Source organism: Veillonella parvula (genome assembly GCF_032577575.1).
Lineage (GTDB): Bacteria > Bacillota > Negativicutes > Veillonellales > Veillonellaceae > Veillonella.
Genome location: NZ_JAWFVO010000001.1, coordinates 494221 through 518496 on the forward strand (window position 1 = coordinate 494221; position 24276 = coordinate 518496).

27 protein-coding genes are annotated in these 24276 nt (G+C 38.6%); all 27 read right to left on the bottom strand.

The window, feature by feature from the left end; translation table 11 throughout:
* Window positions 1–4: 4 nt before the first annotated feature.
* Window positions 5–1027, bottom strand: a complete 1023-nt coding sequence (gene pheS, locus E7K77_RS02295; protein ID WP_004697359.1) for a phenylalanine--tRNA ligase subunit alpha — start codon at window positions 1025–1027, stop codon at window positions 5–7.
* Between the two features lie 36 nt (window positions 1028–1063).
* Entirely contained in the window at window positions 1064–1528 is a 465-nt protein-coding gene (locus E7K77_RS02300) for a PaaI family thioesterase (RefSeq protein ID WP_004697017.1), read from the bottom strand.
* A gap of 225 nt (window positions 1529–1753) precedes the next feature.
* On the bottom strand, window positions 1754–2965 hold the full coding sequence (locus E7K77_RS02305; protein WP_325306028.1) for an ABC transporter permease: 1212 nt from the start codon (window positions 2963–2965) through the stop codon (window positions 1754–1756).
* Window positions 2958–3680 (bottom strand): ABC transporter ATP-binding protein, encoded by a 723-nt coding sequence (locus tag E7K77_RS02310; protein ID WP_288565927.1) that lies wholly within the window; start codon window positions 3678–3680, stop codon window positions 2958–2960. The genes E7K77_RS02305 and E7K77_RS02310 overlap by 8 nt, the downstream gene beginning before the upstream one ends.
* A gap of 12 nt (window positions 3681–3692) precedes the next feature.
* On the bottom strand, window positions 3693–4775 hold the full coding sequence (locus tag E7K77_RS02315; RefSeq protein ID WP_195395101.1) for an efflux RND transporter periplasmic adaptor subunit: 1083 nt from the start codon (window positions 4773–4775) through the stop codon (window positions 3693–3695).
* Between the two features lie 159 nt (window positions 4776–4934).
* The gene (locus tag E7K77_RS02320; protein ID WP_316104808.1) at window positions 4935–5849 is read right to left on the bottom strand and encodes an ATP-dependent 6-phosphofructokinase; all 915 of its coding nucleotides are present in this window, start codon (window positions 5847–5849) and stop codon (window positions 4935–4937) included.
* Window positions 5821–6663: a shikimate kinase gene (locus E7K77_RS02325; protein ID WP_042977837.1), complete on the bottom strand. Its 843-nt coding sequence runs from the start codon at window positions 6661–6663 to the stop codon at window positions 5821–5823. The genes E7K77_RS02320 and E7K77_RS02325 overlap by 29 nt, the downstream gene beginning before the upstream one ends.
* Before the next feature lie 119 nt (window positions 6664–6782).
* Entirely contained in the window at window positions 6783–7190 is a 408-nt protein-coding gene (locus E7K77_RS02330; protein ID WP_229039578.1) for a hypothetical protein, read from the bottom strand.
* Complete coding sequence (locus tag E7K77_RS02335; protein WP_229039577.1) at window positions 7180–7590, bottom strand: fimbrial assembly protein; 411 nt, start codon at window positions 7588–7590, stop codon at window positions 7180–7182. The genes E7K77_RS02330 and E7K77_RS02335 overlap by 11 nt, the downstream gene beginning before the upstream one ends.
* A 169-nt stretch (window positions 7591–7759) precedes the next feature.
* Entirely contained in the window at window positions 7760–8614 is an 855-nt protein-coding gene (locus E7K77_RS02340; protein ID WP_316104661.1) for a hypothetical protein, read from the bottom strand.
* Window positions 8615–8623: 9 nt separating this feature from the next.
* Window positions 8624–9031: a hypothetical protein gene (locus E7K77_RS02345; RefSeq protein ID WP_004697137.1), complete on the bottom strand. Its 408-nt coding sequence runs from the start codon at window positions 9029–9031 to the stop codon at window positions 8624–8626.
* A complete protein-coding gene (locus tag E7K77_RS02350; protein WP_316104660.1) occupies window positions 9012–9677 on the bottom strand; it encodes a hypothetical protein in 666 nt (221 codons plus the stop codon). The genes E7K77_RS02345 and E7K77_RS02350 overlap by 20 nt, the downstream gene beginning before the upstream one ends.
* Window positions 9674–10030, bottom strand: a complete 357-nt coding sequence (locus E7K77_RS02355) for a hypothetical protein (RefSeq protein ID WP_195395105.1) — start codon at window positions 10028–10030, stop codon at window positions 9674–9676. The genes E7K77_RS02350 and E7K77_RS02355 overlap by 4 nt, the downstream gene beginning before the upstream one ends.
* A 7-nt stretch (window positions 10031–10037) precedes the next feature.
* On the bottom strand, window positions 10038–10499 hold the full coding sequence (locus E7K77_RS02360; RefSeq protein ID WP_004696141.1) for a hypothetical protein: 462 nt from the start codon (window positions 10497–10499) through the stop codon (window positions 10038–10040).
* Window positions 10478–11020: a prepilin peptidase gene (locus tag E7K77_RS02365; protein WP_004696142.1), complete on the bottom strand. Its 543-nt coding sequence runs from the start codon at window positions 11018–11020 to the stop codon at window positions 10478–10480. Before E7K77_RS02365 ends, E7K77_RS02360 begins: the two co-directional genes overlap by 22 nt.
* 53 nt (window positions 11021–11073) lie before the next feature.
* Window positions 11074–11520, bottom strand: a complete 447-nt coding sequence (locus E7K77_RS02370) for a competence type IV pilus major pilin ComGC (protein WP_004696145.1) — start codon at window positions 11518–11520, stop codon at window positions 11074–11076.
* A gap of 37 nt (window positions 11521–11557) precedes the next feature.
* Window positions 11558–12733, bottom strand: a complete 1176-nt coding sequence (locus E7K77_RS02375; protein ID WP_227037029.1) for a type II secretion system F family protein — start codon at window positions 12731–12733, stop codon at window positions 11558–11560.
* Between the two features lie 8 nt (window positions 12734–12741).
* Window positions 12742–13761 carry a type IV pilus twitching motility protein PilT gene (locus E7K77_RS02380; RefSeq protein WP_325306029.1) on the bottom strand — a complete coding sequence of 340 codons (1020 nt, stop codon included), beginning with the start codon at window positions 13759–13761 and terminating at the stop codon, window positions 12742–12744.
* Window positions 13745–14755, bottom strand: a complete 1011-nt coding sequence (locus tag E7K77_RS02385; RefSeq protein WP_004696151.1) for a GspE/PulE family protein — start codon at window positions 14753–14755, stop codon at window positions 13745–13747. The genes E7K77_RS02380 and E7K77_RS02385 overlap by 17 nt, the downstream gene beginning before the upstream one ends.
* Window positions 14756–14943: 188 nt before the next feature.
* Window positions 14944–16227 carry a phosphopyruvate hydratase gene (eno, locus tag E7K77_RS02390; RefSeq protein ID WP_227037030.1) on the bottom strand — a complete coding sequence of 428 codons (1284 nt, stop codon included), beginning with the start codon at window positions 16225–16227 and terminating at the stop codon, window positions 14944–14946.
* A gap of 117 nt (window positions 16228–16344) precedes the next feature.
* Window positions 16345–17871 carry a 2,3-bisphosphoglycerate-independent phosphoglycerate mutase gene (gene gpmI, locus E7K77_RS02395; protein WP_227037031.1) on the bottom strand — a complete coding sequence of 509 codons (1527 nt, stop codon included), beginning with the start codon at window positions 17869–17871 and terminating at the stop codon, window positions 16345–16347.
* A 13-nt stretch (window positions 17872–17884) separates the two neighbouring features.
* Entirely contained in the window at window positions 17885–18655 is a 771-nt protein-coding gene (gene tpiA, locus E7K77_RS02400) for a triose-phosphate isomerase (RefSeq protein ID WP_316059939.1), read from the bottom strand.
* 1 nt (window position 18656) lies between these two features.
* Window positions 18657–19835, bottom strand: a complete 1179-nt coding sequence (locus tag E7K77_RS02405; RefSeq protein WP_278606602.1) for a phosphoglycerate kinase — start codon at window positions 19833–19835, stop codon at window positions 18657–18659.
* Between the two features lie 13 nt (window positions 19836–19848).
* Window positions 19849–20859: a type I glyceraldehyde-3-phosphate dehydrogenase gene (gap, locus tag E7K77_RS02410; RefSeq protein WP_278451661.1), complete on the bottom strand. Its 1011-nt coding sequence runs from the start codon at window positions 20857–20859 to the stop codon at window positions 19849–19851.
* Between the two features lie 68 nt (window positions 20860–20927).
* Window positions 20928–21953: a sugar-binding transcriptional regulator gene (locus E7K77_RS02415; protein WP_012864497.1), complete on the bottom strand. Its 1026-nt coding sequence runs from the start codon at window positions 21951–21953 to the stop codon at window positions 20928–20930.
* A 244-nt stretch (window positions 21954–22197) separates the two neighbouring features.
* Window positions 22198–22824: a uracil phosphoribosyltransferase gene (gene upp / locus E7K77_RS02420; RefSeq protein WP_004696164.1), complete on the bottom strand. Its 627-nt coding sequence runs from the start codon at window positions 22822–22824 to the stop codon at window positions 22198–22200.
* 186 nt (window positions 22825–23010) lie between these two features.
* On the bottom strand, window positions 23011–24243 hold the full coding sequence (gene glyA, locus E7K77_RS02425) for a serine hydroxymethyltransferase (RefSeq protein ID WP_105085798.1): 1233 nt from the start codon (window positions 24241–24243) through the stop codon (window positions 23011–23013).
* Window positions 24244–24276: the final 33 nt, after the last annotated feature.

Below are 24276 nucleotides of genomic sequence, written 5' to 3' on the forward strand. Positions count from 1 at the left end.
CCTCCTAAAATTGTTCTAAGAATCGTACATCGTCTTCAAAGAATAGGCGTAAATCGTTAATGCCGTATAGCAGCATTGCAATACGTTCTACGCCCATGCCAAAGGCAAAGCCTTTAACCTTTTCAGGATCGTACCCATTAATGCGTAATACGTCAGGATGAACCATACCGCAGCCTAAGATTTCAAGCCAACCTGTATGAGAGCATACACGACAACCATCTCCACCACACATTACACAGGAAATATCTACCTCTGCAGATGGTTCTGTAAATGGGAAGAAACTCGTACGGAAACGCACCTTTGTTTCATCACCATACATGTGACGCAAGAAGGACTCTAATGTACCTTTTAAGTCAGCAAATGTAATGTGCTCATCGATGATGAGACCTTCCACTTGATGGAATACTGGGGAATGTGTCGCATCATAGTCCCAACGATAAACCTTACCAGGCGCAATCATACGAATTGGGCTGTTAGGCTCATGACGTTGCATAGTACGAGCTTGCACTGGAGATGTATGTGTACGTAACAAAAAGTTTTCAGTAATATAGAAGGAATCTTGCATATCGCGTGCTGGATGATCTTTAGGCAAGTTTAAGCACTCAAAGTTATAGTAATCTTGCTCTACTTCTGGACCTTCTTCAACGGTATAACCCATTTTCATAAAGAAGTCTTCAATCATTTCATTAACCTTAGTTAATGGATGAATGTGACCAGTTTTTGGCGCACGACCAGGCAATGTAATATCGATGTGCTCTTGCTCTAAACGAGCATTCAACTCTGCGGTTTCCATGCGAGTTTTTACAGCATCAATTTCAGCCTCTAATGCTTCACGAACAGCATTAACGAGAGCACCAGCCTTCGGACGTTCTTCTGGAGATAATTTACCAAGCCCTTTTAGTAAGGCCGTTACCTCACCTTTTTTACCTAAATATTTAACACGTATATCTTGCAACGCTTGTTGATCAGCAGCGCCTTTGATGGCATCAAGGGCTTCTGCCTTAATACGTTGTAATTCTTGTTCCATTCAAGCATCCTCCTATAGTTAAAAGTCTAAACTATATTATACCAAATCAGGGTTATCTTCTTCAATAAAACGCCATGGTAAATCAGGTAATGGTCTCTCTTCTAATACATAGAATGTGCCTCTTGCCAAGTGAACGAGCTCACCTAGTTCATTATAAATACAAGCTGTAGCAACCATCGTGGTCTTACCATTATGTTCTACATTGGCTACACCGCGTAATAAAGTGCCACCCTTAACGGACTTTACATAGTTACCACTAATATCGATAGTACTCACAGACTTGCCTAATGTAAAACATGCAGAGCCCATTACACTATCAGCAAAACCAATACATACAGCACCATGTAAGTGACCTCTAAAGTTGCAATATTCTGTTTCATTTGTTTGCAATGTCATTTCCGCATGACCAGCATCTACTGCGGTAACTTCAGAATCTTTCACCCAGGAAAATGGATTCTGGTCTCGTAATTCGTTGAAATATTCTAACAATGTTGTAGCCATAAGGTTCTCCATTCTATATACATACCCATAGATTAACTAATCTAAATACTAAGTCTATTACATTACCTGTATGAAAATCTCTATAGTTATATGTCAAAATTCAATATAAACATATAAAAATAGTGCGTTACATCATACATATTGTATCATGCAACGCACCATATGCGAATAACTCTATCTAATTATATGGTATGTTCTTAAGAAAATACATTTATAAATTCAAAACTATTCATAATGCAATGCATCGATTGGATTGAGTTTAGCCGCTTTACGGGCTGGATATATACCAAAAATCAAACCAATAGCCATGGAAAAGGCAAAGGACATTATGATTGTTGGAACAGATACAACTGTACTCATTCCAGATACCATTCCGATTACTTTTGAGGCTCCTATACCGAAAGCAATACCAATAAAGCCCCCCATCAAACTGATTACAACGGCTTCTATTAAGAATTGCGTAACAATTACGCTATACGTAGCCCCCAAAGCTTTACGCACACCAATTTCTCGAGTCCGTTCCGTTACAGATACAAGCATGATGTTCATAATACCAATGCCACCTACAACTAGAGAAATCGCAGCAACAGCCCCCAGGAATAACGTAAATGTTCCGGTCGTCTGAGCCACTGTTTCCATAATAGATTTCATATTTTGAATATTGAAGTCATCCAAATTTGTATCTTTAATATTATGACGAACACGCAACAAGTTCTCTATATCTGCCTGCAAACGATCGATGCCCTCATCATCCTTAGCCACAACATACACCATGCGAAGATAGTCAATGCCCTCTACGCGCTCCATTGATGTTGTATATGGAATTAACACCGTATCGTCTTGGTCATTACCCATGGTTCCGTTCCCTTTACTTTTGAGAACACCAATGACACGGAATGGAATATTTTTAACACGGATTTCCTTGCCTACAGGATCTTCATCAGCAAACAAATTTTTTACTACCGTTTGTCCCACAACCGCTACACGTTCTCGGTTCTGAACATTTTTATCGGAGAAAAATCGACCAGATGTCATAGTCCAATTATTTACGTCCTGAAAGTTAGAATTAACCCCCGCAACAGATGTAGTCCAGTTTTTATTTTGATAAATCACCACATAAGAGCCATTTGTCATAGGACTGGCGGCTTTTACACCTTCTAACTTAGCAATAGCTTCATAGTCAGATATTTTCAACGATTTCATGGACCCCTGCGAAGATCTAGCACCTGGCGTCTGCGGCGCCCCTGGCAAAACTACCAACAAGTTAGAGCCTAAGCTAGAAATAGAATTCTCAATATCTTGCTTCACCCCATTACCGATAGATACCAAGGCAATAACAGCTGCTACACCGATAATGATACCTAACATGGTCAAAAGGGAGCGCAATTTATTAGCAATCAAGGAAGCCCATGCCATTAGAAAACTTTCTTTATACATTAGGCACCTCCTTTATAGGAGTCATATTAGAATTGATCGAATCCTCTACAATTATCCCATCTTTCAAGACTACATTACGACTCGCGTACGTAGCAATATCCGGTTCATGTGTAACTAGAAGAATCGTACGGCCTTCATCATGAAGGTCTCGAAAGATGTTCATAACGTCAATGGTTGACTTGGAGTCAAGATTCCCTGTCGGTTCATCAGCCATGATAATAGCAGGATTATTTGCCAGTGCACGAGCAATCGCCACGCGTTGACGTTGCCCACCAGACAACTCGGATGGCAAATGGTCCATACGCTCGCCCAAGCCGACAGACTGTAATAATTGAGTGGCCCGTTCAATGCGCATCTTTTTATTTACACCGGCATAAATCATAGGAAGCGCTACATTTTCTAGGGCTGTCAATTTTGTCAACAAATTAAAGCTTTGAAATACAAAACCGATCTGTTTATTACGTACATACGCAAGTTCATCATCAGATAAGGTAGCAACCTCGTCTCCATTGAGTCGATAAGAACCAGTTGTAGGTCGGTCCAAACATCCGAGAATATTCATAAAGGTTGATTTACCAGATCCAGATGGCCCCATAATGGATACAAATTCACCCTTATTGACAACTAAATCAATACCATGCAGAACAGGTACTGATAATTTGCCATTCACATAGGTTTTTGTAATCCCTTGTATGTCAATTACTGTTTGGTTCATAAGCACCTACCCTTAGAATGGTCCAGCTACATTATTCTTTGGTGCATTCACATCACCGCTTACGATAATTTCATCACCTTCAGATAAACCTTTTAGGATTTGAACATTAGTATCCCCAGTTACACCTGTAGAAACAGCGGTTCGTACTGGTTGACCATCTTTTATAACATATACATACTCACCTTGTTTATCCGTACGTACAGCAGTAAGAGGAACTACCAATGTATTTTTAATATCTTCACCAAAGATTGTGGCACGAGCTGTCATAGATGGTAAGAAATTACCTGAAATATTTTCAGGAATTTGAACTTTAACCGTATAGTACACTACACTTGTACTTGTAGTGCCCATATTACCCTTTGTACCTTTTGCAATTTCAGAAACGTAACCTGTGAAAGTTTCACCTGGCTTAGAATCTACAGTAAACTCTACCTTAGCACCTTGTTTAATATTGCCAATATCGGTTTCATCTACAGTAAGATAAATCTCTAAATTTTTTAAATCTGCAATGGTAGCAATGATCATTTGTGTGGAAATACCAGTACTAATAGTTTGACCGGCTTTTAGCGGTGTACCAACAACAGTACCAGACATTGGTGCTGTAATAGTAGCATCACTTAAATCTGCGGCCGCACGTTCATAAGTAGATTTAGCACGTTCATAAGATGTTACAGAATCATCATATGTTTGTTGTGCAATAGCATCTTGAGCCGCCAAGGATTTATAACGATTCATATCAAGTTCTGCTTTGGCTAACGCCGCACGAGCATCATCAACAGATGCTTGTAATTGACGTGTATCAATATAAGCGATAACTTGACCGGCCGTAACTTGATCATTCTCTTTAACTAAAACTTTTTCAAGTTTACCAGCAACATTTGTAGAAACATCTACATAATTTACAGGGTTAATAGTACCTGTGGCACTGATACTAGTTTTTACATCACCCTTTTCAACCTTGCCAGTAGTGTATAACGTTTGTGCTTGATTTGCATTTAGACTATCCATGTAGTAATATGTGCCGCCACCAAGAACACAAAGAACAACAGCACCTGTTACTATACGTTTACGATGCTTTTGTAAGAACTCTTTCATTATGATCTCCTTTTTTTAAGATGAAGATATATTAAAAAGACATTTATTCTATATCAACACATATAGTATTTTTAAATTATACAGCACCAATTGCTTTTACGCAATATAATTTCATTAATAAATAAATTATGATATATAAAAAATGGCCCTTACGGGCCATTAACTACTCAATATTGACAATAATCTATAATCCTTCTCATCGATTGGAAATTCAAGACGTTCTGCCTCTTCATAAGATAGCGCACGGATATGACCATCTATATAACCTACTAATCGGTTAGCGACACCACTCATCAATAAATTAATACAGACTTCACTCATGCGAGCCGCTAAAATAGCATCAAATGCCGATGGACCACCGCCACGTTGTAAGTAGCCCAACACAGTTAGGCTAGGATCAAATTCTGTATGCTCCTTGATAAAAGCTTTCACCTCACCGCTGTTATAGGCACCTTCTGCAACGAGGATAACACTATATTCTTTACCCCGAATTTGTGTTTCCTTTAAATGACGACAAACCGCATGTAAAGGCATGGGATTTTCAGGAACCAAAACTATTTCTGCCCCACAAGCTAGGCCTGCCTTTAATGCAATATGTCCAGCTTTGCGCCCCATAACCTCCACAATAGCTACACGTTCATGGGAGTTTGATGTATCCCGAATACGCCCAACCGCATCAACTACCGTATTAAGAGCCGTATCATAGCCTATCGTATATTGTGTACCACCCATGTCATTATCTATCGTACATGGAATGGTCATAGTAGACATACCAAGTTTAGATAAACTTGTAGCACCACGCATGGAGCCATCACCACCGATAACAACCAAATGGTCAATGTCATAAGTTTTCAAAATATCATAAGCTCTGCGTTGAATTTCTTCATTTTGAAATTCTGGAAAACGTGCTGTTTTCAGCATCGTACCACCTTGTGTTATGATGCCACCAACGTCTCGATTCGATAAGGGAAATATCTTTTCCTCAATGATACCTAAATAGCCACGTTCAGTGCCAAACACTTCAAAACCTTCATGTATAGCTTTTCTAGTTAGCGCTCTTATGGCGGCGTTCATTCCAGGTGCGTCTCCGCCGCTTGTTAGTATTGCGATTCTTCTCATATCCATTACCCCCTTGTGGTGTACGTTGTTTGGATATACTATGTGCTTTACCTTTTTTATTCGTTTGATTAGAAGTCTTTTGTTTATACCTCTTATCATAACGAATTTTATTAGACATTGCTCTTTTTGATACTGCTTCAGAAATCTCTTTTTTCCTACTTTGTTGATTATTAAATTGTATATCTTCAGCTGCTTCTTTAGCATCTACATCGTTTGTATCATTGGGTTGACGTCTTGCTTTAAATTGCACATCTGAGGCATCTAATTCATCCTCAATACGCTGTATAAAATCATAGGTCCGGCCATTTGTTGTATCTAGTACAAAATCGCACTGCTTATACACGGGCTTCCACGATTGTATCATAGCATGTACAAAGGCATTCACATTACTATAGTCCATGGTAGGCCGTTTCCCAACACGGCGATTCACGCGACTGACAATACGGAATTGTGCAGCTCGGATACCAATAATATAGGAATATTTTTTTAATACCTTTAAGGTGCGATGTTCAATAGGAAAATTCCCACCCACAGAAATCACTGCTTCATGGTATAAGCAAACCTTTTTTAGTACATCCATTTCGGCGCGGCGGAACGCTTTTTCTCCTATCTTTTTAAAAATCTCAGCAATGGGCAACCCAAAACGACTTTCTAATACGCGATCGGTATCTACAAATTGCCAACCCTTGCGTTCTGCAAGGTTCCGTCCAAAGTGACTTTTGCCACTTCCCATAGAACCGATGAGCATAATATTCCGTTTTATTATCATCTATTATGTGCCCCTTATCATTACATATCCTTCATTGTACTATAAAATGGTCCAAAAACAAAGACAGACTATAGACATAAAATCTATAATCTGTCTCTATACAGTACACCCGATTTTCATTAAGGTTTTATAATCGATTTAATTGCACAATGCACATAAACTACATTACCTTTACGTTCTATATCTTCTATTTCTATACGGCGTGAAGGATCCTTTTCTTCAACAGTATTTATCCAGTTAATCATACGCTCTGTACTACCTAATACTGTTAATTCTAGTATACCTTCATGCTCATCAGTACTGACAATCATTAATGGTTCTCCTTGCAAGGAATCAAAAATATTTGTATTAGAACTCGTATTAGATGTCTTGTTCCGTGTAAAAGATTCTAATAGTTTTGCTTCATTAGACACTATATAATCTGACTCAGCATTCATTTGTATATTATAATTTTCTTGTTGATTTTTTAAGCTATTATTTTTGTCTTCAAAATAGATATGCCCATACATAGAAAGGCTAATGAGCATCCCCCACAACACTAGGCCCGTTAATATTCTCTCGACCTGATACGTTGTGCTCTCTTTTAGATCCGTCCATATGGAATGTATAAACACCTTTATCTGCTTTAACTGTTCCATGACACTCCATCCCTAGTAATTTTTGTTGGAGAATAGCAATAAATTTACGACACATTTCGTCACTCGTACCTATACCATCTATACTGATACGCCCATCCTTAATGCTAAGATGCTGTAGACTAATATGTTCTGACATAGCGGCATCAAGAATATATACGACCATTGTATTGGGTAATATATCTGTTTGATTCTTAAGGATTTTATTCTTTATTATTTTATTTCTTATTTCCATTAATTCACCATATTGTTGATGTATTTCTTGATACTGAGCATTTGCTTGCAATCGCACAAAGTCTATCTTTCGATTTTCGTAGCTACGATAGCTTGACCAACAACTATATATAGTAACAAGCCCTACTATAATGTATATAAGACTTATCCCATAAAGAAGGTATCGATAGGTATGCCATAAACTATACCATCGTAACGAGCGAGGCATTAAATTAATACATCTATCCTTACCAGCCCAATCCAATCCATTTAAGCCCCCTTGCTGCCATACCGATAGCCATGTCCCAATCTAATTGTCCTTGCTTGCAACGATTACGACCACGACCTAAAAATAATAATGGAATATATTCAGTTTCTCCATACATGGAAATTATACCTTCCATATCTGTCCGTTCTTCATTTGTTATAGATTCTAACCCATACATCCGAATTCCCTGTATCTCATCTATACCAAAGTCTTGTAATCTCACTTCTAACTTATCCATAGCTTCAGCTACATCGCTACCAGTAATAGGTACAATACACTCTTGAATGCATATATCATTCCACCAAAGCCATAAATGCATAGCTCCTTCTTCCACAACTCCTGTTACAGTACCACTACGCCGCATCAAACAGTAACAAATAGGAATAGGCCAAAAATCAATAACATCAACGGGTGCATAAGTATCTCGTATACCTTGTTTCAAAAGTTCTAGTGAATGCCGATCTACAGCCACCATAAACATATGATAATTGTGTCGTGGATATTCCCGGCGACAAGCATCCATTTGGAAACTATCCCCCTCAAAACTAAAGTAGTCCTCTACATTCCACTTTATGAATTCCTTCATATCAAAATCGTGAGGATCATAGGGTGCCACATGCATTTGTGTATCAATATTAGCTACAATACTATAAGCACCTTCGTCTAAATCATAAGTTTCAATAAATTTTGTAACGTCTTCATCAATAGGTCCCGTACGCTTCATCTCCAACGCATCGGTAATGACCATTGTTTTATTTTCTATATGAGCGGTAACACATACAATATGTTCATCAGTTATACATACTCCAGAATGTATTTTCTTTTTTCGTTTCATAGAATCACCTCAATAAGGTTTTACCTTTATAACATGCATATGTTTTTCTTTATCTACGGTCACATACATATGTACACGACTCACGATTTCACTATTCTTCAGTTTTCCATAACTCATAATATGACGCGGATTATCTGTTGAGCTGTCCGCTTCAATAGTAATCTCTACATTTTCATCATCTATTACAACTAGTTTATTTTGAAAGTCCCATACATTTCCTAATTTACAATAGCCAACAAACCAATGAGCACCTCTTTGTGCTGCGTAATGAGCTTCTTCCAAATGCAATTCATCTACCACATTACTTTCACATATTTGTCCTATACGAAGCCCCATAAAAGCTAATAGTAATAAAAAGGACATCGTAAGTATCGCTATATATGTAATAAAGCCCGCGTTATGGGCTCCTATGTTCATAACTTGTCTCCTCTTTACTTTTATACCAATCATAAATAGCACTCTGTCCAATAGAGACCTCATATATGGTTAGTCCTCCATAACCACTTGTATATTTCCTATCATTAACAAAACGATTGTTAATATACCAGCGCAAATACACGGTCCCATTAGTATCTACACTAAAAGGATATTCCTGAGTACAGCCCACATTTCGTTTATCTGTAGTTCCTACAATTCGACTGCCACTGACAGGCTGCAAGCTACTATCTGTTAATTTTCTGTATAGTGCATGACGTTGTACAGTTAAAGTTGTACGTTTTGTATCGTGAATATATAAACTCTTATTATGGTCTTCTACAGTAACCTTCACAGGGTTCCATATCATTTGAGCCACAACCATCCGCCGTGTATATCGACCATCCTCCATCATAGCTACACTATCCAGTAATTTAGCATCCCACATAACTGCATAGAATAGGATACCTAACAATATGGTAAGAACTATGACAGAAATCGTCATACTAATGAGCGTAGAATACAAAATAAATCCCATATTATTTCTATTCTTACTATTATTTTTCTTATTATTATTCTTATTTGCTATAGGATTCTGCTTATATTCTTTGTTCTTTCCAATTACCTTTTCTATATCCTCGCCGTTCAATGTATCCCCTCCAAATCAACTGATAGAGAGTAGACAACAGATTGATTATCGATGGCATCTACTGTTAATCGTTGTAAAGATACACCTTCTATCACTACAGGCTTTATATGTATTTTATAAGTAATTTTTTCACTAGGACTCATAGTGAATTGAGAGTTATATACACCTGCTTCTATTGTTCCAGTTTTATAGTAAGAAGCTTTAGCCTTTTCTAAATACGTTATGGTATCTTGCAATATATGATCCCAATAATACGCCTTATATACCGTAAGAGTAGCCATCCAAAATATAGATAATACAATAGGTAAAATGAGCATGATTATAGCAGCTGATATTAAGGCATCACCATACATAAATCCTTCAGTGCACTTCTTCCCACCTAATACGCCCCGTTTGTACAGATATCCATATGCGATTTTTCTCACCACTTTCACGATCTTTCAAAATAATTTCTGTCCCATCATAAGGTAAGCCTAAAGCTGAAAAAGAAATAATAGTCATAGACCGCGTGCTCTCAATATTTGACGGCAATGATATGTTTACCGTATGATGATTGGCATCTTCCTCTAAGGTGTAACTGTCCTTATTTAATATAAAAAGCATTCTCCCTTTACCATTAGATTTATGCCCTAACATAGACCAAAGTTGAACTTTCTTGAGCATATACACCACCTCTTGCGTAGTACCATTTAAGGTATAACGACTAGGTGTTATTACAATAGGTAAAGCAATAGAGATGAGCAGTAAAATTAAACCAAGCGTAATAATCCATTCCGCCAGCAAAGATCCACTTTGACGATTTATAAGTTGTACCTTAACCATTGGTAAAGCACCTCCATATAGGAACCCCCATGTAAGGCACACCATCCACCAAAGCATAAAAAGGGACCAAATGGGATATATCGATTACGATAACCTGTTAGTAAGAGATAGAGAGAACCAACACAAAATGCTACGTAAAAGAAACATATAATTTCCCATGGCGAGAGCCACATTGCAATAGCAGAAAACCATTTAATATCTCCTATGCCAAAACCTTTATGGCTGATCAAACGAAGTCCATATGTAATAGCCCCTACGCTCATAACACTTAACACGGTTACTAACATAGATTTATCATTTATATAGCTATACATAATCCCTCCTATTACAAGAGCTAGCGCTCCTTCATCGGGCAATATATAGTAATGCATATCGATGGTAGCACCTGCTATGATGATGAGTGAAAACACAGCATACAAAGCAATGTGAGTATAAGATATTGCTTTTGATGAAACTATAATAGGCAGAACTATAGATGCTATATATACAAAAAGGCCTATTACATAATTGGTCCCTTTCATACCTTGTCCTTTCATATAACTAACGTATGTAATTCATAACCTATACAAGTTAATTAAGGCTCATTAGGTGCTTTAACAACAACAGATTTTGAGGTCCCACCACTGACTGCTTCATAAGTAATAGTGTATTCTTTCCCTTTTGCAGTCTTAACATGTTCAGTAAGATAACCTTCCTTATATAAATTTTCTACTGTTGGAGGTGTATCGACATTTTTATCAATCATATACAACTGAGTGGCATTTTTTATAATTTGAATATCTGCTGTTTCCTTAGCGTTTCGAGCTTTATCCGCAGCAGATAAGAATTGTGGCATCGCAATAGCTGCTAGTATAGCGATAACCGCCACTACAACCATTAATTCAACGAGAGTAAATCCGCCTTTTCTCGATTTCTTAAACCCTTCTCGAACACGAGAAATATGTAATCGATCTACGATCCATTGACCGCACATTTCTAATCGATGATTCGCTTCATGAATCATATGCATAACAGAATTCATAATATCCTCCTTTTTAATAGTTAAGTAATAACATTGTCTATTGCCCTCCTAAGTTGGCAATGGACGTAAATAAGGGATACATAACAGATACAACTAATACGGCTACACCAATTCCCATTACGGTTAGTAGAATCGGTTCCAACAATCGTTCTAAACGAGCAATATATTTTGAAAGTATAGATTCATAGTAGTATCCACAGTGGTTTAACATTTTTACTAATTCCCCACTCTCTTCTCCAATGGAGATCATTTGCCATATAAAAGAATTTCCTATTTGACCACTACGCAAACTTTCTTCAAATGAGTGTCCTGATAATAACTTTGCTTCCACCTGTTCACTACATTCAGCACCATATATATTCCCCCACAAAGGGCGAGTAATATTCATGGTGTGAATAATAGAGATACCAGAATCTAGTAAGAGAGCCCAAACTTTTAACATGCTCGTATAGTACACACAAGTACTCCATTGGTATCGGTGAGCCAATAGCCAAAGCCAACGATGTACTTTACACTTTATACTATGTTGTTTATAAGCAAATGCTAAGGAACCTATTACAACACAATGTATAGCTATTACCATTAGAGGATGCGATTTTAACCCTTGTCCTAATACAAAAAGAGCTCGCGTCATCAAAGGTAATGTAATATGCATAGTGGTAAATACATTTTCAAATGAAGGAATAATAAACAAAATGGTGACTAGAAAAAATATATTCATCATTAAAAGAAGAAATAAAGGGTAAGAAATAGCACTTATAACCTTTTGTTTCAGCTGCCTTTCCCAATCATAGTGACGGGATATATATTGTAAACTTTCACCCAAGGTGCCCGCTGCTTCACCACTTTCTAGTAAAGCCAAAGCAATAGGAGAACATCCTTCACTTCGTAAAGCTTGTGATAAAGTCTGACCACGCTCTATAGATTCATATAAAGCTGTATAGAGTAGTCCTCGTTTCCCCTGACAGAGTAACTGTAAGGCACGCCGTAATGGAACACCAGATTCAATGAGTAGACCTAATTGATAAGTCACATCTACCACCATAGTATGATTCCATTTATGTTTCTTTTTTTTATCCTGCAACGATATCCTATAAATTTTATAGCCATCTCGTTTTAACCGTATTGCAATTTCCTGTTCTGAATCCCCCCACATCAAACCTTTTTCTGTTTCATTTTGATTATTTTTTACGACATATTCATAAGCCTCCATATATTCACCTACGATAATTGTTGATCAAGCAAGGTATGCAATTGTTGTTGGGCTCCATATTGTGCCTTTACATCTCGCACAGCCATTTCTAATGTTTTCATCGGAAGTTGCGTTTCTTGAATAGATATGATTTGTGGTTCCTTACGGGTCCGTATCAAATTTGCTACTGCATGGGTATTTAGCAAAATATCACGAATAGTAATGAACTTTTTATTCCATCGAAGTAAACGCTGACATATAACGGCCCGTAACACTTGAGATATTTGATTGCGTATCTCTTCTTGTTGCTCCCCAGGAAATAGAGAAATCATGCGGTGAACCGCCATCACTGCACGCTGTGTATGCATAGTCGCCATTACAAGGTGACCAGTCTCTGCCGCATGAAGTGCCGCTTCAAGGGTTTCACGATCTCGAAGTTCGCCTACCATAATGACATCCGGATCCTCTCGTAAGGCATCTCGAATACCATCTGACATAGTATTGATATCAGCACCTAATTGTCGTTGATGGATCAAAGACTTATTAGGTGCAAACTCAAATTCTATGGGGTCCTCTAAGGTAATAATGTGACGCTCCATAGTCTGATTAATATAATCAATACAACAAGCTAAGGTAAAACTTTTACCACTGCCTGTAGGTCCACAAACAAGCAATAGACCATCATGTGCTTCACATAATTTTTGTAGCAGTTGCCCCTCACTATTGTCATCTAACTTTAGTTGTTGATGACAGAGTAATCGCAATGTACCACATATAGTCTGATTAGCTCGATATAGATGAATACGGATCCGCACACCACAACAGGAACAAGCCTCATCAAGAGACTGCCACTCATAGGAGGCTATACCACAACGGCGCAAGATATCCTCGATTAATTCTGTAGTACATATAAACGAAGTAGCCTTTAATCCATCACCATATCGCAAATAGATAGGCTGCCCACATTGTAGATGAATATCTGTTGATGATAATTGTATTGCCTTTTCTACAATAGTTTCTAAACTTTCACTTTTACAGCATAAGTCCACAACGATGCACCTCCTCTATAGATGTAACATGCTGAGATACGGCCTCACGAGCAGACTCTTCTAATGACAATAATAAATGTGTTTCTAATTGGTCCCAATGAGCCAAATTAGCAGGTATTTCTAAGTATTCAAATAAAGCAGTCCGTCCTTGATATACTGTACCATCGAATTTTCGTACTAGCCGTTGTGCAATAGCTCCCATTAATGTAGCCCGTATTAAATACGGCTCTACGCCCATATCCATGAGTCGTGTTACAACGCCTATAGCTGTATTGGTATGTATAGTAGATAATACGCGATGCCCCGTTAAAGCAGACTTAACGGCTAGCTCTGCGGTCTCCTTATCCCTAATTTCACCAATCATAATCGTATCTGGATCTTGCCGTAATACAGACCGAAGACCTTTAGCAAAGGTAAAGCCAATCTTTTCATTGATACCAATTTGGATAGCCCCTTTTATTTCAGCCTCTACAGGATCTTCGAGACAGATTAACTTTGTTTCCTCTAAATTAAGCATGCGTAACATGGCGTATAAGGTGGCTGTCTTACCACTGCCAGTCGGCCCACAGATAAGCAACAAGCCATAAGGACGTTTCAATAATTGTGCAATATGCTCAAAAATATCTGTTCGCATCCCTAGCGCTTTTAAATCTTTATGGCTCCCTTCATTACCCATAAGGCGACATACTAAGGTTTCTCCGTATAGGCTAGGCAATGTAGACACACGCATTGTTACAGACTTATCTTTATGACTCCAAGCCCAACGACCATCTTGGGGTAAACGCTTCTCGCTGATATCTAGAGAACTACACACCTTGATGCGATTGATAATGAGTTCAGCTTCCTCAAATGATACAGTCATGTAATGTTGCAGCAGTCCATCTTGTCGTAACCGAACATGAGCACCAGTTTTAACGGGATCAAAGTGGATATCGCTTACATGGTGTTCTAAAGCATACAAGATAATATCGTCTAATGTTACGTCTACATACATGGTCACCTCCAATACCTTGCGGTATGTTTTTACCTCACACTAGCGTATGGCGTTATAGGTTTCGACATCAGCCTCTAAATCCCTCTTTTATTTTTAAAAATCCACGAAGCGAAAACTTTTCTATTTTTGGACATACAAAAAAGGCGCCCCGAAGGGCGCCCTTATTAAACTGTTAGATAATACGTATCTTATTTTAAGTTATAAAAAACATCATTACCTTTATATTGTGCTGTTTCATATAACATTTCTTCAATGCGAAGCAATTGGTTATATTTCGCTACACGTTCAGAACGAGCCGGTGCACCAGTCTTAATTTGACCAGCATTTACAGCTACAGCAATATCAGCAATGAATGTATCTTCAGTTTCACCAGAGCGGTGAGAGACTACGCAAGTATAACCAGCACGTTTAGCAAGTTCCATAGCATCGAAAGCTTCAGTGAGGGTACCAATTTGATTAACTTTTACTAGAATGGAGTTACCTACACCAAGTTCAATACCACGAGCCAAACGTTTTGTGTTAGTTACAAATAAATCGTCACCAACAAGTTGTACGCGATCGCCAAGACGATCTGTCAACAATTTCCAACCGTCCCAATCTTCTTCAGCAAGACCATCTTCGATGGATACGATTGGGTATTTACCTACTAAGTACTCATAGAAGTCAACCATTTCAGCTGCTGTTTTAACTTTACCTTCACCAGCAAGATTGTATACACCATCTTTGTAGAATTCAGAAGATGCGGAATCAAGAGCCAATTTGAAGTCTTTACCAGGTTCATACCCAGCAGTTTTGATTGCTTCACAAATTACCTCTAATGCTTCTTCATTAGATGCCAAGTTTGGAGCAAAACCACCTTCATCACCTACTGCAGTGCTAAGACCTTTGCTATGAAGTACGGATTTCAAAGTGTGATATACTTCTGCACAGCTGCGAAGAGCTTCTGCAAAAGATTCAGCACCTACAGGCATGATCATGAATTCTTGAATATCTACGTTGTTATCTGCATGTGCGCCACCATTCAAGATATTCATCATAGGAACTGGCAACTCTTTAGCATTGAAGCCACCAAGATATACAAATAATGGTAAGTCCAAAGATTCAGCCGCCGCACGAGCTACTGCCATGGATACGCCAAGAATTGCATTTGCACCAAGGTTAGATTTATTGTCTGTACCGTCAAGTTGCAACATCAAGTTATCGATTGCTACTTGTTCTGTAGCATCATAACCGATAAGTGCAGGACCGATTTTAGCATTTACATTATCGATAGCTTTTAAAACACCTTTACCGGAGTAACGGGATTTATCTCCATCCCGTAATTCTACGGCTTCAAACATACCTGTGGAAGCACCAGATGGAACTGCTGCTGTCGCAATAGTACCATCTTCTAAACATACTTCAACTTCAACTGTTGGATTACCGCGGGAATCTAAAATCTCTCTTGCAATGACTTGTTCAATTACTGCCATTTCTTCACCTCATAAAATCTAATGGAATAACTGCCATCTGACAGCCATTATATATATTGAGCTTAACCTTATAGGCTTATAACTCTAATTAACTACTAATATAGTGAAAGCTCCATATTATGCTTTATGTACCAAGCTGTGACCTGTCATGGCTGTTGGTTGTTGTATCCCAGCTAAATCTAATAATGTAGGAGCAATGTCACATAATTTACCAGCTTCTAATGTAGCTGTTTTTAAACTGTCGCTCATTAAAATTAAAGGAACCAAGTTCGTTGTATGTGCCGTATGTACCTTACCTGTTTCATGATTAACCATAAGCTCTGCATTACCATGATCTGCTGTAACTAACAGATGACCTTTCTTGTTACGAATAGCCTCCACGATACGACCTAAACAAGTATCTACTGCTTGAACCGCTTTAACGGCGGCTTCAAAGCTACCCGTATGACCGACCATATCTGGATTAGCAAAGTTCAAAATAATCATATCATACGTTTCATCTTGAATTGCTTGTACAACCTTATCGGTCACTTCATAAGCGCTCATTTCTGGCTGTAAATCATAGGTTGCCACTTGAGGGGATTTTACGAGAATGCGGTCCTCACCTTCAAAGGGTTCCTCTTCACCGCCATTGAAGAAATATGTAACATGAGCATACTTTTCTGTTTCCGCAATACGCAATTGGCGATAACCACCTGCACTTAGAACTTCACCTAATGTTTCAGATAATGTATCCTTTTCATACACAATATGTACGGGCAAACCATCCTCGTATTTTGTCATAGTTGCCATATATATAGATAGTGGCTTCCGTTTAAAGCCATCAAAATCAGGTAATACTAGTGCTTTTGTAAGTTCACGACCACGATCTGGGCGGAAGTTACAGAATATAACCGCATCTCCATCTTTGATAGTCCCTGCAGCATCAATCACCGTAGGAAGTACAAACTCATCTGCTGCATCTTTATCATAGGACTGTTGCACCGCTTCACAAGCAGACCCAGCTGTTTCACCTTGACCATTTACAATGGCATTGTATGCCAATTCAACGCGGTCCCAACGATTATCGCGGTCCATCGCATAATAGCGACCACTAACTGTAGCAATTTTGCCACAGTTGACCTCTGCCATATACGCTTCTAAGTCCTTTAAATAGCCTTGTGCACATTGTGGAGCTACATCACGACCATCGAGCAAAGCATGGACATACACATGCTCGATTCCATTATCATGAGCTCCTTTAATGACTGCCTTAATGTGATCTAAGGAGCAATGAACATTTCCATCAGACACTAGGCCGATAAGATGTAAGCTTTGCTTTTTAGCCACTTCATATAGCTCACGCATAACTGGGCGACTATAAAACTCACCAGACTCAACATCTTTTGTAATACGTGTCAAATCTTGATACACGATGCGACCAGAGCCAAGATTTAAATGGCCTACTTCAGAGTTCCCCATTTGACCTTCTGGAAGGCCTACCGCAAGCCCTGATGCTTCTAATGTCGTATGTGGATACGTATCCCATAATTGATTAAAACAGAGCGGCTTCGCCTGTACTACAGCATTGGTTGTATCTGTTTGATCCCCCAATCCAAAGCCATCTAAGATGACTAGCATTACGGGAGCCTCTAATTTAGCCATTTCTAACCTCATATTAAGCGCTTACTTGATTCGCCGCTTTAATAATATCAATAAATTCGTCAACCACAAGGGATGCACCACCTACAAGAGCACCATCAATATTAGGCTCTCCAAGGATTTCTAATGCATTTTCTGATTTAACGCTACCACCATACTGGATGCGTACTGCATCAGCAGTTTCATTATCATATAGAGATCGAATGTAATTGCGGATTTCTTTACATACCTCTTCAGCTTGATCAGCCGTTGCTGTCTTGCCAGTACCGATAGCCCAAATTGGTTCGTACGCAATAATCAATTGGCTGACTTGCTCTTTAGGAATATCAGCCAAAGCCCCTTCTAGTTGAGATGTAATCCAGTCAAGTGTATGACCAGTTTCACGTTGTTCTAAGCTTTCACCAACACAGACAATAGGATTCAAATTATGATGAAATGCACTTTTAATTTTTGCATTTACCGTCTCATCTGTTTCGCCATAATATTCACGGCGCTCAGAATGACCGATGATTACATAATTAACGCCTACCTCTGTAAGCATAAGTGGTGAAATTTCACCAGTGAACGCACCAGCATCATGATAATCCATAGTTTGTGCGCCTACTTCAATAGCTGTATTTTTCGTCAATGCTACCGCACGTTCGATAGCTGTGAAAGGCGGACATACAACAACATCACAGGATAATTCCATATCTTGTAACACGCTGTTAAACGCTTCGATCAGAATTGATCCAGACGCAATGGTGCCATTCATTTTCCAATTCCCTGCAATAATGGGTTTTCTCATATTATGCCTCAGACAATGCAGCAATACCTGGTAGAATTTTGCCTTCTAAGAACTCTAAAGATGCACCGCCACCTGTGGAGATGTGGCTAATTTTATCCGCTAAGCCACTTTTTTCAATGGCTGCCACAGAGTCGCCACCGCCAACGATAGTCATCGCATCGGATTCAGCTACAGCTTTCGCTACTGCATTCGTACCAGCTGCAAAGTTTTCCATTTCAAATACGCCCATAGGACCATTCCAAATAATAGTCTTCATTGGCGCCAATGCCTCTATATAAAGTTCGCGTGTTTTAGGCCCAATATCTAATATCATCCAGCCGTCTTCGATTTGATCAACGTCTACAATTTTAGTATTAGCATCGTTGCTGAAAGCATCTGCTACTACAGCATCGATAGGTGTTAATAATTTAGCACCTGCTACGCGAGCTTCCATAACAAGGTCTGTAGCGATAGCTTCTTGGCCTTCTTCAAATAAAGAGCTACCAATGTTGCATCCTTGTGCTTTAATGAACGCATTAGCCATGCCACCGCCGATGATCATTACATCCACTTTAGGCAAAAGGTTAGAAATAACAGAAATTTTATCTGTTACTTTTGCACCACCAATGATTGCCGCCATAGGTGTTTTAGGATGTACTACAGCTGCACTTAATGCTTCAATTTCTTTTTTGAGCAAGAAACCTGCTACCATAGGAATATAGTCAGCAATACCAACTACGGATGCTGCATTACGGTGAGAAACACCAAACGCATCATTGATAGCAACATCTGCAAGAGCTGCCAATTGCTTAGCAAACTCAGGGTCGTTTTTAGTTTCTTCGTTGTGATAACGCAAATTTTCAAGCATCAATACATCGCCAGGTTGTAATGCATTTACGGCTTCTTCAACCTTAGGGCCAATACAGTCATCTACGAATGCTACAGGCTTGTTGATAAGGTCAGATAAATGCTTAGCACATGGTGCCAAAGACATTTCTGATTTGCGTTCCCCCTTAGGACGACCAAAGTGAGAAGCAAGGATAACCTTTGCCCCTTTTTCGATTAAGTAATTGATAGTAGGTAATGCACTACGAATACGAGTGTCATCAGTGATGACACCGTCTTTCATAGGAACATTAAAATCAACACGAACAAATACTGTTTTATTAGCTACTTGTAAACCTTCAATTGTTTGTTTCATTAAAGCCTCCTGATTATAAGCCTTTGCTTGCTATAAATGCGGCCATGTCGATAAGACGTTCGGAGTAACCCCATTCGTTATCATACCAAGAAACAACTTTTACCATATTGCCATCCATAACCATTGTTAAATCAGCGTCAACAATGGAGCTACGTGGATCGGAGCTAAAGTCACAAGATACTAATGGCACATCAGATACACCTAAGATACCTTTTAATTCGCCAGCAGCTGCTTTGCGGAATGCTTCATTTATTTCTTCTTTAGTAGCAGGTTTTTCAAGTTCGCAAACAAGATCTGTAGCAGATACGTCTGGAGTTGGAACGCGCAATGCGAAGCCATCTAATTTACCTTTTAATTGAGGCAATACTTTAGCAACAGCTTTTGCTGCACCAGTAGTTGTAGGGATGATGGACATAGCAGCTGCACGAGCACGACGAGGGTCTTTATGACGTGCATCAAGAATTTTTTGGTCATTTGTATAGGAATGAATAGTAGTCATCATGCCGCGTTTAATACCGAATTCATCGCATAATACTTTAGCGAATGGAGCCAAACAGTTTGTTGTGCAAGATGCATTGGAGATGATATGGTGTTTTGCAGGATCGTACATATCTTGGTTAACACCCATAACCATAGTTAAGTCTTCATTTTTACCAGGTGCAGAAATCAATACCTTTTTAACTGTAGGTTGTTCTAAATGAACTTTTGCTTCTTCTGCATCGCGATATTTACCTGTACATTCAATTACGATTTCTACGCCTTCTTCAGACCAAGGTAATTTGGAAGCATCGCGGTCGTGGAATACGCGGATTTTTTTGCCATCAACATAGATATTTTCTTCGTCGAATGTTACTTCGTTAGGAATTGTACCATGTACGGAGTCGTATTTTAACAATAATGCAGTACCTTCATTATCACCAGTAGCATTAATTGCTACAACCTCAACGTCAGGATTATTAATCGCTGCGCGAACTACACATTTACCAATACGACCAAAACCGTTAATACCAACTTTTACTGCCATTGTTAAATCCTCCTAATAACAAAAATTTTAACCAAATTTCAAACTAAAATTTATAACTACTAATTCGCCTATAAGGCAGAAATTTGTAACAATTGACGCATCCCCTCCGCTGCTTGCTCATCGATGATGAGTATACCTTTTTGACAAGCTCGCATCACACCTATAATAGCATTCGCTTTTTCTTGTCCACCAGCTACAGCAATAACATTGGGAACCTTTACTACATCAGGAAGTGATAAACCAATATTATTAGTAGAATAAATTAACTTACCCTCAATGTCACAATATTGACCAAGTGCTTCACCTACCGCATGATTATCTATCAACTGCTTACGCACATCATCAGCAATATGGCGCTGATCTGCCATGCGCATTGCAGTACCAATACCAAATAATAGTACATCAGTCCTACTAATGAGATCTCCAATTTCTTTAATTTGCGGTTCACAAGTCATGAGCATATGTAATGAGTCTTGTGAAAGTCCATCAGGTAAATGGAGCATCTTATAGGACCCGCGAAGTCTTTCAGCTAACACAGAAGCGATTACATTAGCTTGGTACTCCACTACCTCACCAACGCCACCCCGGGCAGGTACAACAATAGGATTAAATGGTAATACTGGCATCTCTTCAGCTACTGCAGCCATTGTACTGCCACCACTGATGGCAACTACAGAGTCAGGCTCTAATAATTCCTGTAATAGCTTTGCTGCTGCAAAACCTAACTTTTTAACCATCAAGGTTCCTTCAGTAGGAGTGATGATAACCCTATCGATATGAAGTGCTTCAGTTAATCGATGTTCTAGCTCGTTAATACGATCTAGCTCATTTAAAAAATTTCGCAACTTTGGAACAATTGCATGTCCCTCATCAGTGAGAAAAATCCCTGGTTTATAAATGTCTACAAGACCATTAGCACGCATTAACTCAATATGACTTCGTACGGTTCGCTCAGGAAGGTCCGTTGCAGTAGCTAATGTCCTACGGCCTATAGGCTCTTCATAAACAAGGTGGTTTAGTATTTTGTATCGCTCCTTCAATACGCTAACAATTTCAGGAACAATACGTTCACATATCATTAGAAATTCGTTCATCGGGTCCCTCCTTTACCCGTTTGGATTGCATGAATCGTTTTTCGTCCCATGTGAACAAAATCCGTCCCACCTAAAATAAAAAAATACTTTTACACTTGTATTGTATACCTTATGTAAATTTTATTCAACCCTAAATAAGAGAAAACGACATACGTCTTAGATGATTTGTTATTATTTCAAATCTAATAATATGTCGTCATGTCCTCTTATTATATTTTAATATGTCGTTTTACTTTATTGTATTTTATTTTGTACCGAAGATACGGTCACCTGCATCACCTAAGCCAGGCAAGATGTAACCATGATCATTAAGCTTTTCATCAAGTGCTGCTACATAAATAGGTACATCAGGATGTTCTTTATTTACAGCCTCTACACCTTCAGGAGCAGCCACTAAGCACATTAGCTTAATATGCTTAGCTCCTTTTTCTTTTAACAATGTAATAGCTGCTGCTGCACTCCCTCCAGTAGCAAGCATTGGATCAGTTACGATAAAGTCACGTTCGCCTACGTCAGATGGTAGTTTACAGTAGTATTCTACTGGTTTCAAAGTCTCAGGATCACGGTACAAACCGATATGACCAACTTTTGCAGTTGGAATTAAACTAAGCATACCATTTACCATACCTAGACCAGCGCGAAGAATTGGAATAATACCCAATTTTTTACCTGCAATTCGTTTGCCAATCATTTTAGTTAATGGTGTTTCTACCTCCACATCCTCAAGTGGTAAGTTGCGTGTAATTTCATACCCCATCAACATAGTAATTTCATCAAGTAGTTCTCTGAAATCTTTAGAGCCTGTTTGTACGTCACGCATCAATGTAACTTTGTGTTGAATCAATGGATGTGTCATAACATTAACTTTCATGACTGTCCTCCTATAAAACAATATACATATCCCATTCTAGCTATTAACTATCATATTTACTCTATCACAGATTAGAAAATCATGCCATAAAAATATTAAAAGGGATGTGCCGAGGGCACACCCCTTTTATACTACTTATAGGTTTATAGGACTACAATATGTAATTACTATAGTTAATCTAACAGATTAGTATAAAGGATACGCTTCACAAAGTGCTGCCACACGTTTGCTTGCTTCTTCATGAATTGCTTTATCTTCAGGATTTTTAAGAACAGTTGCAATGATGTCTGCAATTTCTTCCATATCTTTTACTTGTAAACCACGTGTTGTAAGAGCTGGTGTACCAAGACGGATACCACTTGTTACAAATGGGCTAGCTGGATCAAATGGAATTGTATTCTTATTACATGTAATACCTACTTCATCAAGTAAGTGTTCTGCTTCTTTACCTGTTAAACCAGTATTGCGAACATCTACAAGCATAACGTGAGTATCTGTACCGCCAGAAACAATTGTTAAGCCTTTTTCTTGCAATGCAGCAGCCAATGCTTTTGCATTATCGATAACTTGTTGTGCATATACTTTAAACTCAGGTTGTAATGCTTCACCAAATGCTACAGCTTTAGCAGCGATAACATGCATCAAAGGACCACCTTGAATGCCAGGGAAGATAGCTTTGTCGATTGCTTTTGCATATTTTTCTTTGCAAAGAATCATACCGCCGCGAGGACCACGCAATGTTTTATGAGTTGTTGTAGTAACGATATCAGCATATTCTACAGGATTTGGATGTAAACCTGCTGCTACAAGGCCTGCGAAGTGAGCCATATCTACCATGAAGATAGCATCAACTTCATGAGCTACATCAGCCATTTTTTTGAAGTCAATTTGACGGCTATAAGCACTACCACCAGCGATAATCAATTTAGGTTTTGCTTCTAAAACGATTTTACGGAACTCATCATAATCGATTTGTTGTGTTTCTGCATCTACACCGTAAGGTACTACGTTGAAATATGTACCAGATACATTAACAGGAGAACCATGAGTTAAATGACCACCATGGGATAAATTCATGCCCACAATAGTATCACCTGGTTGTAATAATGCGAAATACACACCAAAGTTTGCTTGAGACCCAGAGTGAGGTTGTACGTTAGCATGTTCTGCACCGAACAAGCGTTTTGCTCGTTCAATAGCTAATGTTTCGATAACATCAACATTTTCACAACCGCCATAATAACGTTTACCAGGATACCCTTCTGCATATTTGTTAGTTAATACGCTACCTTGAGCTTCCATTACTGCTTGAGAAACAAAGTTTTCAGAAGCGATCATTTCTAATTTATCGCGTTGGCGTGCTAATTCTTGATTGATAACAGCTTGAATATTAGGGTCTTGTTTTTCTAAGAAACTCATAAGTATCCTCCTCATGTAAATATATGCGTATAA